General features: G+C 68.0%; 16 protein-coding genes. 9 read left to right on the top strand and 7 right to left on the bottom strand.

What is annotated here, in order from left to right; genetic code table 11:
- Nucleotides 1-35: 35 nt before the first annotated feature.
- The 3 genes from ACFVVI_RS17495 to ACFVVI_RS17505 form a co-directional block, all read right to left on the bottom strand.
- A complete protein-coding gene (locus tag ACFVVI_RS17495; RefSeq protein WP_379313866.1) occupies nt 36-704 on the bottom strand; it encodes a histidine phosphatase family protein in 669 nt (222 codons plus the stop codon).
- Entirely contained in the window at nt 701-1,615 is a 915-nt protein-coding gene (gene pheA / locus ACFVVI_RS17500; protein WP_387445997.1) for a prephenate dehydratase, read from the bottom strand. The genes ACFVVI_RS17495 and pheA overlap by 4 nt, the downstream gene beginning before the upstream one ends.
- Nucleotides 1,616-1,952: 337 nt before the next feature.
- Nucleotides 1,953-2,372: a hypothetical protein gene (locus ACFVVI_RS17505; protein ID WP_387445998.1), complete on the bottom strand. Its 420-nt coding sequence runs from the start codon at nt 2,370-2,372 to the stop codon at nt 1,953-1,955.
- 101 nt (nt 2,373-2,473) lie between these two features.
- On the opposite strand from ACFVVI_RS17505, the gene ACFVVI_RS17510 reads away from it, so the two are divergent.
- The 5 genes from ACFVVI_RS17510 (at nt 2,474) to ACFVVI_RS17530 (ending at nt 7,120) form a co-directional block, all read left to right on the top strand.
- Nucleotides 2,474-3,235, top strand: a complete 762-nt coding sequence (locus tag ACFVVI_RS17510; protein ID WP_266294944.1) for a DUF2470 domain-containing protein — start codon at nt 2,474-2,476, stop codon at nt 3,233-3,235.
- A 309-nt stretch (nt 3,236-3,544) separates the two neighbouring features.
- Nucleotides 3,545-4,321, top strand: coding sequence for a type II CAAX prenyl endopeptidase Rce1 family protein (locus ACFVVI_RS17515; RefSeq protein ID WP_378989438.1), 777 nt, complete (start codon nt 3,545-3,547; stop codon nt 4,319-4,321).
- Between the two features lie 167 nt (nt 4,322-4,488).
- Complete coding sequence (locus ACFVVI_RS17520; RefSeq protein ID WP_378989551.1) at nt 4,489-5,883, top strand: LCP family protein; 1,395 nt, start codon at nt 4,489-4,491, stop codon at nt 5,881-5,883.
- Nucleotides 5,884-5,892: 9 nt separating this feature from the next.
- Nucleotides 5,893-6,429, top strand: coding sequence for a ferritin (locus ACFVVI_RS17525; protein WP_387445999.1), 537 nt, complete (start codon nt 5,893-5,895; stop codon nt 6,427-6,429).
- 142 nt (nt 6,430-6,571) lie between these two features.
- The gene (locus ACFVVI_RS17530; protein WP_378989436.1) at nt 6,572-7,120 is read left to right on the top strand and encodes a ferritin; all 549 of its coding nucleotides are present in this window, start codon (nt 6,572-6,574) and stop codon (nt 7,118-7,120) included.
- Between the two features lie 242 nt (nt 7,121-7,362).
- Here the strand turns inward: ACFVVI_RS17530 and ACFVVI_RS17535 are convergent, their stop codons facing one another.
- The 4 genes from ACFVVI_RS17535 to ACFVVI_RS17550 all read right to left on the bottom strand — a co-directional run bounded on the left by ACFVVI_RS17535 (nt 7,363) and on the right by ACFVVI_RS17550 (nt 10,540).
- On the bottom strand, nt 7,363-8,283 hold the full coding sequence (locus tag ACFVVI_RS17535) for a DUF5926 family protein (protein WP_378637844.1): 921 nt from the start codon (nt 8,281-8,283) through the stop codon (nt 7,363-7,365).
- Nucleotides 8,284-8,346: 63 nt separating this feature from the next.
- Complete coding sequence (locus tag ACFVVI_RS17540) at nt 8,347-9,114, bottom strand: glycerophosphodiester phosphodiesterase (protein WP_378989435.1); 768 nt, start codon at nt 9,112-9,114, stop codon at nt 8,347-8,349.
- Complete coding sequence (locus ACFVVI_RS17545; protein ID WP_387446000.1) at nt 9,111-10,160, bottom strand: DUF4328 domain-containing protein; 1,050 nt, start codon at nt 10,158-10,160, stop codon at nt 9,111-9,113. Before ACFVVI_RS17545 ends, ACFVVI_RS17540 begins: the two co-directional genes overlap by 4 nt.
- Before the next feature lie 20 nt (nt 10,161-10,180).
- On the bottom strand, nt 10,181-10,540 hold the full coding sequence (locus tag ACFVVI_RS17550; protein ID WP_378989433.1) for a rhodanese-like domain-containing protein: 360 nt from the start codon (nt 10,538-10,540) through the stop codon (nt 10,181-10,183).
- A gap of 336 nt (nt 10,541-10,876) precedes the next feature.
- Here ACFVVI_RS17550 and ACFVVI_RS17555 point away from each other — a divergent pair, with 336 nt between their 5' ends.
- The 4 genes from ACFVVI_RS17555 (at nt 10,877) to ACFVVI_RS17570 (ending at nt 14,145) form a co-directional block, all read left to right on the top strand.
- Nucleotides 10,877-11,488, top strand: a complete 612-nt coding sequence (locus ACFVVI_RS17555; protein WP_378989432.1) for a hypothetical protein — start codon at nt 10,877-10,879, stop codon at nt 11,486-11,488.
- A gap of 167 nt (nt 11,489-11,655) precedes the next feature.
- On the top strand, nt 11,656-12,279 hold the full coding sequence (locus ACFVVI_RS17560; RefSeq protein ID WP_194825332.1) for a superoxide dismutase: 624 nt from the start codon (nt 11,656-11,658) through the stop codon (nt 12,277-12,279).
- Nucleotides 12,280-12,550: 271 nt separating this feature from the next.
- Entirely contained in the window at nt 12,551-13,078 is a 528-nt protein-coding gene (locus ACFVVI_RS17565) for a peptidase (protein ID WP_378989431.1), read from the top strand.
- Between the two features lie 359 nt (nt 13,079-13,437).
- Nucleotides 13,438-14,145: a TMEM165/GDT1 family protein gene (locus tag ACFVVI_RS17570; RefSeq protein ID WP_387446001.1), complete on the top strand. Its 708-nt coding sequence runs from the start codon at nt 13,438-13,440 to the stop codon at nt 14,143-14,145.
- The last annotated feature ends 62 nt before the right edge of the window (nt 14,146-14,207 follow it).

Consider the following 14,207-nt stretch of genomic DNA (forward strand, 5'->3'; position numbering starts at 1 on the left):
AACTTAGCCGTAAACCGTAGGCGCAGCCGGAGCGTTTAACCCATGGGGTCGTCGGCGGAAGGGTCGGCTTTGATGGTGAACGGCGGGGTGAATCTGCCCCAGCGTAGGCATTCCCAGCCACCGTCTTCGGTGGGGAGCAGTTCGATGGTCTCGGTGTTGTCGAGGTGGTTGTTCGTTGTGAACGGCGGCGCCACCCCGGCCAGCGCCTTGCCGACCAGGCGCATTGCGGCACCGTGGTTCACCACCACCACGTCGGCGTCGGCGTCGGCGGTCAGGAATTCCTCGCGCAGGCCGTCGAGGACGGGCAGGATGCGGGCCAGCACTTCGTGGCCGGATTCGCCGCCGGGGGCTCGCACGTCGAGTTCGCCGAGGTGCCAGCCGCGATAGATCTGCTGGAAGAGTTCGTGCGCTTCCCGGTCGGAGCGGCCGTGCAGATCGCCCACCTGCACCTCGTACAGGCCGTCGAGAACGTAAGCCGGTGTGCCGGTGGCTTCTTCGATGTGACTCGCGGTCTGCCGGGCGCGTAACGCGTCCGACGACACCAGTACCTGGGGCGCGCGCTCCAGGCCGGCGCCGAATGCTTTCGCTTGTGCCACACCACGTTCGGTCAGCGGCAGGCCGGGCACGGCGGTGTCGAGAATCTTCGCGACATTGCCCTCGGTCTCGCCGTGGCGCACCAGAATCAGTTTCGCGCGGGTAGTCATAGGTCCGCGACCCCCTTTCGCAATTGCGTCAACCATTCTGCGGCCGGTTCGTCCGACGGCGGAGGTGTGCCGACTGCCGCTGTCGCGGGCCATGATCCGAGGAAGCGGACCTGGGTCGTGCGGTGCAGGGCCTTCAGAGTTTCCGCTACCGCCGGGTCGTCGAGGTGTCCGACACAGTCGAGATAGAACCGGTAGGTGCCCATACCGGTGCGGGTCGGGCGCGATTCGATGCGCGTGAGATCGACCCCACGCGTGGCGAATTCGGCGAACGCGCGCATCAGCGAACCGGGCTCGTTGGGCAGTTCGAGGACAACGGAGGTCCGGTCGGCGCCGGTGGCCGCGGGGGCGATGCCCGGCTGGGTGACCAGCACGAAGCGGGTGATGGCCTGGTCGTGGTCGGCCACCCCCGCGGCCAGGGTCCGCAGGCCGAGTCGTTCGCCTGCCAGCGCGGTCGAGATCGCGGCGTCCGCGGTGCCCGCGGCCACGTCTTCGGCGGCTGCCGCGTTGGACGCCGAGGTGAACGGGCGCGCCTCCGGCATGTTCCGGGCCACCCACTCCCTGACCTGCGCGGCTGCCACGGGATAGGCGGCGAGTGTGCGCACATCGGCCAGCGAGGTGCCGGGGCGCGCCAGGATCGTGAAGGTGACCTCGAGCTCGGTTTCGGCCATGATCTGCAAGCGCGGTCCGATGGCGAGGGAATCCAGGGTCGCCGGGATCGAGCCCTCGACCGAACTCTCGATCGGCACCACCGCGCCGTCGACCTCGCCGGTCCGGATCAGGTCGAGCGCCGCCCCTTGACTGGGCGCGGCAATCCGCTCGACCGGCCCGTCGAAGGCCCCCGAGTTCTCGAACTTCGCCAGAGCCATCTCGGTGAAGGTCCCGGACGGCCCGAAATACGCAATAGACGGCACACTGCAACTTTAGCGGCTGGCGTCGGCTGGGTTTCGGACTCGAAGATCGGGGATATCGTGCACAGCTACCGCGTGGCGGTCGGCCGGGTGGGGTTGGTGAGGGCGCATCGGGGTTTACCGGGTCCGGGTTAGTTGGGGGCTGTGTTTTTGGAGCGCTGGCGCGCTCGAGCGGGGCCCTGGAGGCCCCGATCTTCCCTCCCTCCGGGTACTCCTTCGTCGCACCCTCCGGTCAGTCCAGATCGGGGCGGGCCCCTTTGGGTAGAGACATCCACGGGCTACCCGGCCCGGGCGGTCGCGGGCAGGGCCAGTCGCATCGGGGTGCCCTGTGTGGGGTGGGTCAGTTCAGGACGCGCAAGGCCTCGGTGATGGCCTGTTCGTGGGGGGTTTCGATGGCCAGGAGGACGGTGCGGGTGGCCTCGATCGCGGCGGGTTTCAGTGACTTGAGAAAAGGGAGGTCGGGGGTGGTGAGGGCGGTGGGGATGTCTTCGCCGCAGAGGGCGGCCACGGTGCCCGCGACGATTGCCAGGGCGCGGGGGCCGCTGGTGGTGCGGGCGACGAAGCCGTGGTCGGCGTGGGCGATGCCGGCCAGGAAGGCGGTGAGGTCGGGGTCGGGGATGTCGACGTCCACGGGGGCGGGGGAACTGCCGTCGGGGCGGACCAGGTCGGCCACGAGGCTGCGGCGGGCGGGGGCCGACAGGTTCAGCAGGACGGGTTCGGCGGGGGCGGAATGGTCGTCGCCGTGGTCGTCGTGCGTCATCCGTCCACCGTATCGGCTCGATTCATCGGGGTGTCCTCTTGCGTGTCGGACGTTTGTAACTTAGCTTAGGTTTACCTAATCAAACGTTCGCGGAGGTTGTCATGTCGAGCCCCACCACGATCCTCGCGCCGACCACCGCCGAGCGGGTGCGAAGTGCGTGCGCTCATGCCGAGACTGCGGTGCTCGCGCTCCCCGGTATCGACCCGGTCCCCACCACGCTGCATCACCTGCGCCGTTGCGGCGACGCGGTGATCGCGGTGCCCGGGTCCTCACTCGCGGCCGCACTGGCCGCCACGGCCAACGAGACCTCGGCGGTCCTCGAACTCACCGATCACGCGCCGCTGCCGCTGCGCGAGCCGGTGCGGGCGCTGGTGTGGTTGCGCGGTTGGGTGCGCCAGGTACCGGAGCAGGCGCAACGCGCGCTCGCCGTCGAAATCGCCAAGGAGTACCCGCATCCGGGTCTGCTCGATGTCGGGCACGGCGTCACGCTGCTGCGGATCGTGGTGAACTCGGCGGTACTGGCCGACACCGCAGGCGCCGAATCCGTCGACCACGCCGACCTGCGCGCCGCCACGGCCGACCCGTTCTGCGAGCTGGAAAGCGCCTGGCTGCAACACATGTCCGAGGATCACGCCGACGTGGTCGCCCAGCTGGCCCGCCACCTGCCGACTCGGCTGCGGGGCGGGCTGGTGCATCCGCTGGCCATCGACCGCTACGGGCTCACCCTCCGGGTCGAGAGCAACGACGGCGACCACGATGTCCGGCTGCCCTTCCCCACCCCGGCCGACGACATCGAATCGCTGAGCCGCGCGGTGCGGGTGCTGGCCGGCTGCCCGTTTCTGAACGGTCTGCGCCGCATCTGAGCTGTGATTTTGGAGCGCTGGCGCGCTCGAGCGGGGCCCTGGAGGCCCCGATCTTCCCTCCCTCCGGGTACTCCTTCGTCGCACCCTCCGGTCAGTCCAGATCGGGGCGGGCCCCTTTGGGTAGAGACACATCAGGACCACCCGGCCCAGGCTGTGTGGGGGTTCTGCGTTGGTAGAGACCATCAGGATCACCCGGCCCAGGCTGTCTGGGGGTTCTGCGTTGGGCTCTCGGTGGGGGGTGCGTCTCACTTCGGGTTGCCGGGCTCGGCGGGAACCTGCTGCGGCGCGTTCGCTGCTTACACTGCGCGCATGCGTGTCGATCCTCCCCAGGCCCCGCTGAGCGAGCGGGACAGGTTCGGGCTGCGAGTCGAGATCGCGATCGTTCTGCTCGTGACCTTCGGGTTGAGTGGGATCAGTGCCGGTCTGTCCCTGCTCGATTCGGCGTTGTCGCCGGGCGGGGTCGGCGGGCGCACGGTGGCATTGAACGCGTCGCGGTCGAACAACTCGTTCCTCGATCTGCTGTTCCAGCTCGTCGGGGTGACCCGGCTGTTGGCGTGGGCCGCGCTGGGACTGTATCTGTTGTGGCGCAGCGGGATCGGGCCGAAATTGATCGGGCTGGCGCGGATCCGGCGCGGCGATGTCGTGGCGGGCCTGGCGCTGGCCGCGGTGATCGGGGTGCCGGGACTCGCGCTGTATCTGATCGCGCACGCGATGGGGATGAGCGTCACCATCGTGCCGAGTTCGCTGTCGGAGCACTGGTGGCGGCTGCCGGTGCTGGTCCTGTCGGCCTGTGCGAATTCCGTGGCCGAGGAAGTACTGGTAGTGGGTTATCTGATCACCCGGCTGCGCAGACTCGGCTGGTCGGAGAACTCGTCGCTGGCCGCCTCGGCGCTGCTGCGCGGCAGCTATCACCTGTACCAGGGGATCGGCGGCGGCCTCGGCAATATCGTGATGGGCCTGATCTTCGGCCGCTACTGGCAGCGCACCAACCGCCTGTGGCCCCTGATCCTGGCCCACGCGACGATCGACGCTGTCGCCTATCTCGGCTACAACGTGCTGCGCGGACGGGTCGGCTGGCTGCCGTGAGACGCACCGGCAACGTGCCGGTGCACTGATGCGGTCGGCGTGTCGCGGCGAGTTTCACCACATCACCGCGTTTCGCGCTAACAGTGGCCCGCCGACGGGGTATCCCAGTAGTAACCGAGCGCGCAGAACCGACTCGCGCTCTCCACGATCAGTAGAGTTTGACGGTGATGAACGGCGACGATCCCCGCGAGGACCCCCGTAGACGCCGGGTGCCGCCGGCGTCCGGCCGCCCCGCGGTGCCCCCACCAGGTCGTCCTGTGCCGCCGCCCGGCCGCGCGATGCCGCCGGATCCGCGCTACGGCCGTCCGCCCGGCAACGATCGCCGCCCGAATCCCGAGGACGGGCCGACGGTGCGCTACAACCCGGCCCCCCGGCGCGGCGCCTCGCACGTCGAACCCACCCAGGTGCTGCACCGCGGCAACTCCGGCGACCAGCCGCTGGCCTACTCGCAGATGCCGTACGAGCGCGAGAAGCCGCGTCAACCACCACCACCGCCGCGTCGTGAGCAGGTCAGACACGCGCCGACCCAGCGGCCGGTCCCCCATCACGACGCGCTGCCGCCCCGCCGCAACCCCCCGCCGGTCGTTGGGGGCAGGCAGCCGCAGCCCCCGCGGCGCAGGCGCAAACGGCATCCGTTCCGGTGGTTCACACTGATTGTCGTGTTGCTGATCGCCGGCCTCATCGCCGCGGTCGTACACCTGGACAACTCGCTGACCCGCATCACCGCGCTGCCCTCCTACAGCGACCGCGTGAGCAATACCCCGGGCACCAACTGGCTGCTCGTCGGCTCCGACGGCCGCGGTGACCTCTCGACCGAGCAGGAACAGGAACTCGCGACCGGCGGCGACACCGGACCCGAACGCACCGACACGATCATGATGGTGCACATCCCGTCCTCCGGCGCGACCACGATGGTGAGTCTCCCGCGCGACTCCTACGTGAACATCCCCGGCCACGGCAAGGACAAGCTGAACGCGTCATTCGCGCTCGGCGGCGCTCCGCTGCTGGTCCAGACGGTGGAGGAAGCCACGGGAGTACGCATCGACCACTACGCGCAGATCGGTTTCGGTGGTTTCGCGAGCGTGGTGGACGCGATCGGCGGGATCGAGATGTGCCTGGACGAGCCGATCGTCGACCCGCTGGCCGGGCTCGACCTGGCCGCGGGTTGTCAGAAACTGTCCGGCCCGCAGGCCCTCGGATTCGTGCGCACCCGCGCGACCCCGACTGCCGATGTCGACCGGATGAACCGCCAGCGGATGTTCATGGCGGCGCTGCTGAAGAAGGCAACGGGCATGGGCACTCTCGCCAATCCGTTCGCCTTGTGGCCCATGGCAACCGGGGTCGCGGGGTCGCTCAAGGTCGACGACGGGGACCACATCTGGAACCTGGCGGCACTGGGCTGGGCGATGCGCGGCGACACCGTCACCACCAGCGTCCCGATCGGCGGATTCGACGACACCGACGTGGGCAACGTGTTGCTCTGGGACAAGTCGAAGGCCTCCGGGTTCTTCGAGGCGCTCGCCACCGATCAGCAGATTCCGGAGGAGCTGCTGACGCGGTAACGTCGAGGTATGCCCGAGTACCTGTCGTTCACCGAACTCCTGCGCGACCAGGTCAGTGCCGGTCTGACCGCGGCTCATCAGTATCTGGCCGCCGCCGTCTATTTCGACGCGCAGGATTTACCCGAGCTGGCCGGGCAAACCTACGCGCGTTCGACGGCCAACCACGGGCACGCGATGCGCATGGTGCAGTACCTCCTCGACCGCGACGTGCCGGTCAGCATCGGCGGGCTCGGCGAAGTGCGGTCGGAATTCGATTCCCCGCGCGCCGCGATCGCCTTTCTGCTCGACCGTGAACGGGTCACCACCGCGCAGATCAGCGCGCTCACAGCGGCCGCGCGTGACACCAATGATTTCCTCGGCGAACAATTCATGCAGTGGTTCCTGGGGGAGCAAGTCGACGATGTCGCCGGAATGACCACGCTGCTCACTGTGCTCGACCGGCAGGACAACCTGTTCGACGTCGAGGAATTCATTCGCCGTGAACTGCGCGGCGCGGTGCGCGTCGACACCACGGCGCCCCGAATGGCAGGCGCGAGTAAGGCATAGCCGCGCCTGCGCGCCGGCCGTGCGCAGCCCAGGAATGGCTGCACATCGGCGCTTATTAGGAAATACTTGGTTAGGGAATACTGTCCTCAATAAGGCTGCACTTGGATGACAACCCCCTATGACCAGCATTAATGTTGCCGCCATGTCGATTCATCCGGAAACCCCGCGAAGCAAGTTCCACACTCTGCTCCAAGACCAGATCCGGCATGAGTTCAATGCCGAGCACCAGTACATCGCGATCGCGGTGTGGTTCGACAACAACGACCTCCCGCAGCTGGCGAAGCGTTTCTACGCACAGTCGGTGGAAGAACGCAATCACGCGATGATGATCGTGCAGTATTTCGTCGACCGCGACATCGCCGTGGAGATCTCGGGCATCGACGCGGCGAAGTCGAAGTTCGAGTCCGCGCGTGAGCCGATCGAACTGGCGCTGGCCCAGGAGAAGACGGTCACCGACCAGATCGTGCAGCTGGCGAGCACCGCCCGTGAAGAGGGCGATTACCTCGGCGAGCAGTTCATGCAGTGGTTCCTGAAGGAACAGGTCGAGGAAGTGGCGCACATGACCACGCTGCTCAATATCGCCGATCGCGCCGGGTCGAACCTGTTCGATCTGGAGGCGTTCATGTGGCGTGAGCTGAGCACCCCGAAGGACGCGTCCGGCGCACCGTCGGTGGCCGGCGGCAGCGTCTAGCTCGAACGCGACAAGGATTCGGCTCGCGGGCAGCGAGCCGAATCCTTCGCGAGCGCTTTACCAGCCGGAGCCGGAGCCGCCCGAGCCGGTGTTGGCCAGCACGGTGCCGATCAAGATCTGGGCGAGACCGGCGATAGATCCGAGAAATTCCACGATGCCTCTTACTTTCCTTGTCACCGATTGTCCGGTTCAGTCGTGAACCTAGCCGACCAAATCTGTGAAAGAGGCATGTTTCATTAAGTTCAGCGCAGGGTGACCTGACGCGACCGCAAACCATCGCGCGAACGACGCTCTTCGCTGGTCATCGGCGCGTCGGAGGCCAGCGCCTCGGCCAGGCGAGCACCGAATTCACGTGCCGGGGCCTCCCATTCGGCCGGGTGCCGCTCGGGATCGAGGTCGAACACCGGCACCAGCAGACCGTGTGTGCGGAACGAACCGGCGAAGCGCGAACCCTCACCCAGGTGCAGACCACCGGTGGCGTGCACGCGAGCCAGCGCCAGCATCAGCGCGTCCTCGTCTTCGGGACGCACCCAGCGCACATGCGCCTTCTCGCCCGCGTCGACCCACCAGGCCGCGCCGACGGAATCCGGGCCGAGATCCAGCCGCGCCGACGGCATGATGGCCTGCTTGGCCTGCTCGATCGTCGCCGCCACCTGCGGATCCGGGGTGACACCCTCGGGCACCCACCAGTCGAAGTCCTGGTGCACGGTGAGCTCGAGATCGGCGCCGGGATCGATGACATCGGCCAGGCGCGGACCACCGTCGGCAGCCTCGGCGGAGTTCAGCGACTCACCGGGCTCGGCCGACTGGGTCCACAGGATCGCCGCCGCGATGTCGGCCGACGGGTCCTCGCCACGGAACTGCATCTGCGTGCCGACGAAGCCGACCGGCTCGTCGCCTGCCCGCACGAGCGCGGCCACCGCGCCGGGCAGCACCGTCGCCAGGGTGACCTCACGCTGCGCGGCCACTCCCGGCGCGAGCTTCAAGGTCGCGGTCGCCGACGGCACGAACTCCCGCAGCGCCACCAGATCACATTCGGCGGCAAGACCCTCGAACGGCCGTGTCACGGCCGCGGATGCCTGCTCCTGCGCCGCACGCCGCTGCGCGAGACGCTGAGCCCGATTACTGTCGGGCTTCGGACTGTTCCGCTTGCTTTTACCCACGCGTGGAGTTTATGGCCGGGCGGCAAGTTCGCTTACCGCGCCCCCTGCCCAGGGCGCGTCCGGTCAGACTCCGGCGAGTAGCGCCTTGGTACGACCGGGGTGATTGGTCGCGACCCAGCTGACGCCCAGGTCGGCGCACAACGTCACGTCCTCGGGATCGTCGACGGTCCAGCAGTAGGTGGCCCGCCCCGCCGCGGCGGCCTTGTCGACGAGTTCGGGATGCTCACGCAGCGTTTTCACCGACGGCCCCACCGCGGTAGCGCCGACCGTGGTGGCCGCGCCGCCGCCGAGAAACCGCGACGATTCGCCGAGCAGCACCGTCGGCAGCAGCGGGGCGGCGCGGCGGATCCGCCAGACCGCGGTCGCCGCGAACGACATCACCACCGCGCGGGAATGATCGGCCGAGGCGGGGGTGGCGATGCCGAAGCGCTGCAGTTCGGCGAGCACCTTGTTCTCCACCAGGGCGCCGTAGCGCACCGGGTGTTTGGTCTCGATGAACAGTTTCGTCGGGCGGGTGCGCCAGTCGAGGACGAGTCCGATCAGATCGCTGAGCGCGAGCACGCCCTGCGGCGCGTCGTCGGTGCCGAAGTTCATGTCGCGCAGCTCGTCCAGCGTCAGTTCGCTGACCAGGCCGGTGGCGTCGGCGGTGCGGTCGACGGTGCGGTCGTGCACGCAGACCAGGTGGCCGTCGCGGGTGAGCCGGACGTCGCATTCCACACCGTCGGCCCCCTCCTGCAGGGCTAGCTCGTACGCGGCGAGAGTGTGCTCGGGTCGTGCCGCCGACGCGCCACGATGCGCCACCACGAAGGGTGGGCGATTGTTCTGGCTCACTTGGCCACGACCTCCTCCTGCGTATTCTCGCCTGCCCGGACAACATCCGCGCGTTCGGCCTCATCGTGCCCGGCGTCGTCGCGCGCCGCGACAGCGCCCGGCTCGACGGGCGCGATGACGACCTGCGCGGGGTCGGCCGCCATCACCCAGCGATGCGCGGACCTGATGTCGCCGCGCAGGTCGCGACCTTCCAGCGTGCGCACCATCCACAGCGTGAGCATCGCGAACCCGGCAGCACACAGGTTGGTGAAACCGGTGAACGAGACACCGTCGGCCTCGGCCTGCAGGGTCGACGCATCGCGCCACAGCGTCGCCGCGATCAACAGCAGCCCGCTGAACACCCAAGCGGCCCACCAGATCCGCACGGCCCGCCACGAACGCGGATCGGGGTCGGCACCGAGGAGCTCGGTGAGGAACACGCCCGGCCAGATCAGATTGACGCCCGGCACAAGGCATCCCGCGATCAGCGACCAGCGCTTGCGTGGGTCGCGCTTGCCGTAGGCGGTGAACACGATCGTGCGCGCCTCGATCAGCCAGGCGACCAGCGCCACCGCGGTCACCAGCGCGTAGATCGGCGCGATGACGCCGAACACCAGCACCGTCGCGTCGGAGATCGACAGCAGCCAGCCGGGGATGAGCCGGGCGCGGTTCTGCAACAGGATCAGGTAGCGGCCGTACTCGGCCAGCCCGGCGAGCAGGAAGACGATCGTGGTGCCGAGCAGCAGCCGGTCGCGGTGGGCCGCGATGCCGCGCAGCGGACGTTCGGGCGTGGGGGTCGCGGACGGCGGCGGGTCGAGCAGCCCCCAGCGCGGGGTCTGGGCGTAGCGCGGAGTCGGCCCGAGCGGGGCGGTGCTGGTGGCGCCCGCCTTACGGGTGCGGTGGTCGGGTCGGCGCGCGACCCAGCGGTAGTTGCGCTGGGTCGCGGGCGCGTCGACCTTGCCGGGCGAGAGCAGTACTCCTCGGCAGCGCGGGCACCAGTGCATCGGCGCGCCCTGCACGGCCCACCGCGCACCACAGCGTGCACATGGTTGCACCACCGAACTCACCCGCGCACCCCGCTTCCGGACTAGTAGATCTTGGCTTCGTGGTCGCCGTCGGCGACCACCGGGCGGCCGGTCTGCTGCCAGGCCACCATGCCCCCCGCGACGTTGACCGCTTCGTACCCGATGTGGGCGAGATACCGGACGACCTCGATGGACCGGCCGCCCTGTCGGCACACGACGTAGAGCTCGGCGTCGATATCGAGCTCGTCGAGGCGGGCGGGCACGTCGACCATCGGGATGTGGATCGCGCCCGGCGCGTGCCCGAGGTTCCATTCGTCGGGTTCGCGCACGTCGAGCAGCTGCGCACCCGGCGCGGGGTCCGCGTCGTCGAACGCGGCGGGTACCGCACCCACCGGCACGGTGGGGACATCGGAGCTCGTCACGCCTCGATCCTGCCATGCCGCGCGCGTTGCCGGGCGAGCCTGGGCGACGACGAGGTGCTGCGCGGGCCTCAGCTACCGGTCAGCACATGGCCAACGGGAACCGGCTGCCGACAACGCCGACAGCCGGGTGGAACCAGCCGGGAACGACCGATCCGGGACTCCCCTCCATGTCATCCCGGAGCGGTCGTTCGCCGCTGACGTCGGGATTCGTGGAGTGTGTTCTGTCCCGACATCTACTTGGACGCAAGCGGGACCGATTCGGTTCCATAAAAACGAGAACACTAGAGAAAATCTTAAATCCTGGGATCTGGGCGGCCAGATCGGTAGCCTGGGCGCATGAACGTGAGCAGGGGGCTACTCGACAGTTTCGACATCAACGGCTTGAATACCGCTTTGTCCGAATCCACGTGTCTAGGGGTAGAAGTGGATGCCGCGGCGGGCCGGCTGCAACTCGCTCTGGAGGTGCTGACGCTACCCACGGATGGACCCGCGCCGATCGACACGAAAGTTCTGCTCACCTTCACCGGAGTCACCCGCGTCGCGGCCTCCCTGCGCATCCAGCGCTGGGACGATGTCGACGCCCGTGTGCTTCCCCTGAGCCTCGACCAGCTCGACGAGGCCATCGAGAGCTTCGGCGGCGGCGGGTTGCACGGCTGGGAGTTCATCGACCTCGACGACAGCGGCTGGACGCTGTGGAGCGAGTTGCTCAGCTTCGACACGGTGCTCGATCAGCGCATCGCCGCGCACGTCATCGAGTTCTCCCAGGAAGAAGGCATCGACCCGCGCGAACTCGACGTCCGCGTGTGGTTCGACAAGATCGTCGTCACGAACACCGCCGGCCTGGAGATTCCGATGAACGAGTTCATCGAGGGTGGTCGTCGGTGGTGGGACGCGCATGCCACCGGGGACGCCCGGACCACCAAAGCCGACATCGCACCGCCGCTGTAGTGTTCGCGGCCCGCGACCGCAGGCCACGCCCGCGAAGTTTCCATCTCGGTGATCGCAAGGGAATGCGGAACCGCGTGTGCGGGGTTGCAGCGAGCGGGTGTACGAATGATGGTTGGTGTTGTCGTCCGAACTGGGCGCACACAGCCCGACACACGGAAAGGGACATCGTGGCCGTCTACACGCTGCCGGAACTGGATTACGACTTCGGCGCACTGGAGCCTCACATCTCCGGTGAGATCAACGAGATCCACTACACCAAGCACCACGCCGCCTACGTCGCAGGCGCGAACAAGGCACTCGAGCAGCTCGAGGAAGCCCGTGAGTCCGGCGACCTGGCTGCCATCCTGCTGCTGGAGAAGAACCTGGCCTTCCACCTCGGTGGCCACTACAACCACTCCGTCTGGTGGAAGAACCTCTCCCCCAACGGCGGCGACCAGCCGGACGGCGACCTGGCCGCGGCCATCGCCGACCAGTTCGGTTCGTTCGACAAGTTCCGCGCGCAGTTCACCGCTGCCGCCAACGGGCTGCAGGGCTCCGGCTGGGCCGTCCTGGGTTACGACACCCTGGGCCAGAAGCTGCTGACCTTCCAGCTGTACGACCAGCAGGCCAACGTGCCCACCGGCATCATCCCGCTGCTGCAGGTGGACATGTGGGAGCACGCGTTCTACCTGCAGTACAAGAACGTCAAGGCCGATTACGTGACCGCGTTCTGGAACGTCGTCAACTGGGCCGACGTGCAGGACCGCTTCGCCCGGGCCGTCGGCCAGGGCAAGGGCCTCATCTTCGGCTGATCCGCCTCTCCGCGTATTTTGCCGGTCGTAGGTAGCTCCACGGGTTCTTGACCGGACTCGCGGTCGTGTGCCCCAGGCTTCTGGGCGTGCCCGACGAGTTACCCATGTTCTTGCGAAATCAGGCGTTGCGCGAAAGACCTCCCGGTCATCGACTGGGAGGTCTTTTGCGTGGATTGCCCGTTCTGGCACTCACTGGTACTTGTGTGCCAGACGGGTTTGGGGTTATTCCTGTCATACGGGCACAGTCGCCCCCGTTAGTCGGGAGGCCATCATGAATACACAGGGTCCGATCGGGATCACGCCGTTTCAGGCGCGGGGACGATTGAGCGGGTTCGTGGTGTCGGGGCGGTGGCCGGATACCACCAAGGAATGGGCACAGGTGCTGGTGCTGGCCGTGCGGGTGGCGTCGATGCCGGGCTTGCTGGTGACCAGCACGGTGTTCGGGGTGCGCGAGGAGCTACCCGACGACCCGGAACCGGGCACGGTGGGCCTGGTGATGGCCGAGGGGCCGGTACTCGGCGATGAAGCGATCGAACCCGGCCGGTTCGCCGCGCACACCCCGCCGGCGCTGCTGATGCTGCACCCACCGTCGGAGACCCGTCCGTCGCTGCCCGAATGCGCGGGTGCGGCCTCGGGCTGCGTGCTGCTGCCCGGCGTGCCACACCTCGGTTTGGAGCATCGCGCGGCATGGGCCGAGGCCGAACTCGACGGCACCATCACCTCGCTGGTGAGCCGGGTCGGGATGGATCTGATCAGCGATCCCGATACCGCCGTGCTCGCAATGCTGCTGGCGGCCTGACTCTTTCGCCCGCGACGGGCGGGCGAATGTTCGGCAACGGGTCTGCGTGCCACTGAAATCAGGGAAACCGAACTATCACCGCCGCACACCCAAACTTATTGTGCCCATTGAGATTTGGATTACCAGGACTTGGCATACCGGGAGCAACCGGACTAGAGTGGTGAACAGCGAAGGGGAGTAGCCCGCAATCGCCCAGTCGACATACTGATCGCCGCCGAATTCGGCGCGGTCCGGCTGCGTGAACCGGTGACCACCGGTGGGCGAGACCTTCGGCCACGAACCGATCCGTCGACCGGTGTGGCTGAAGGCGCACCCGTCTTTCAGCCACAGGCCGGAGTATTTTCCTGGGAGCTGACTTCATGATCGCCACGATCCTGCTGAGCTTCGGCGTGCTCTTCCTCGCCGAACTCGGCGACAAATCCCAACTCATGGCGCTGACCTTCTCGCTGCGTTACCGCTGGTGGGTGGTGCTGGCAGGCATCAGCGTCGCCAGCGTCGCCGTGAACCTCATCGCCGCGGGCGTCGGCCACTTCCTCGGCACCGCCCTGCCCGCGAACGCGATCGCCGTCATCACCGCGCTCACCCTGCTGGTAGTCGGCCTCTGGACCCTGCACGACGCGCTGAGCAGCGACAGCGACTCCGAAGAGGCCCCGGAGCCGCCGAGCGCCCGCAACGCCTTCCTGGTGGTCATCTCCGCCTTCACCCTCGCCGAACTCGGCGACCGCACCATGTTCGCCGCCGCCGCCCTCGCCTCCAACAACAACTGGCTGGCCGTCTGGATCGGCTCGGTCGCCGGCATGGTTGCCGCGGGCGGACTGGCAATCCTGGTCGGCAAGTTCGCGGGCAAGCACCTGCCCGAGCGCGGCATCGCCATCGCCTCGGGCCTGCTGTTCCTGTTCTTCGCGGGCAAAACCGTGCTCGACGCGTTCGCGCCCCAGCTGGGCGGTTGGGGTTCGGCCGTGCTCGCCCTGATCGCACCCACGCTGCTCGGCCTCGGTGTCGCCGTCTGGCGCACGCGTGCGAAGCCCGCCGTGCACGGCGATGAGCTGGCCGAGACCGCACGCTGAGTTCACGCCGGTTCGCAGCGGCGCGACACCGACACGGTGTCGCGCCACTGCTGTGCACCCCC

Source organism: Nocardia sp. NPDC058114 (genome assembly GCF_042884695.1).
GTDB lineage: Bacteria > Actinomycetota > Actinomycetes > Mycobacteriales > Mycobacteriaceae > Nocardia.

Coding starts and splice junctions, on each gene's coding strand:
- ACFVVI_RS17495 (WP_379313866.1), bottom strand. CDS start 704: ATGACTACCCGCGCGAAACTGATTCTGGTGCGCCACGGCGAGACCGAG.
- ACFVVI_RS17505 (WP_387445998.1), bottom strand. CDS start 2,372: ATGACGCACGACGACCACGGCGACGACCATTCCGCCCCCGCCGAACCC.
- ACFVVI_RS17510 (WP_266294944.1), top strand. CDS start 2,474: ATGTCGAGCCCCACCACGATCCTCGCGCCGACCACCGCCGAGCGGGTG.
- ACFVVI_RS17515 (WP_378989438.1), top strand. CDS start 3,545: ATGCGTGTCGATCCTCCCCAGGCCCCGCTGAGCGAGCGGGACAGGTTC.
- ACFVVI_RS17520 (WP_378989551.1), top strand. CDS start 4,489: ATGAACGGCGACGATCCCCGCGAGGACCCCCGTAGACGCCGGGTGCCG.
- ACFVVI_RS17525 (WP_387445999.1), top strand. CDS start 5,893: ATGCCCGAGTACCTGTCGTTCACCGAACTCCTGCGCGACCAGGTCAGT.
- ACFVVI_RS17530 (WP_378989436.1), top strand. CDS start 6,572: ATGTCGATTCATCCGGAAACCCCGCGAAGCAAGTTCCACACTCTGCTC.
- ACFVVI_RS17555 (WP_378989432.1), top strand. CDS start 10,877: ATGAACGTGAGCAGGGGGCTACTCGACAGTTTCGACATCAACGGCTTG.
- ACFVVI_RS17565 (WP_378989431.1), top strand. CDS start 12,551: ATGAATACACAGGGTCCGATCGGGATCACGCCGTTTCAGGCGCGGGGA.
- ACFVVI_RS17570 (WP_387446001.1), top strand. CDS start 13,438: ATGATCGCCACGATCCTGCTGAGCTTCGGCGTGCTCTTCCTCGCCGAA.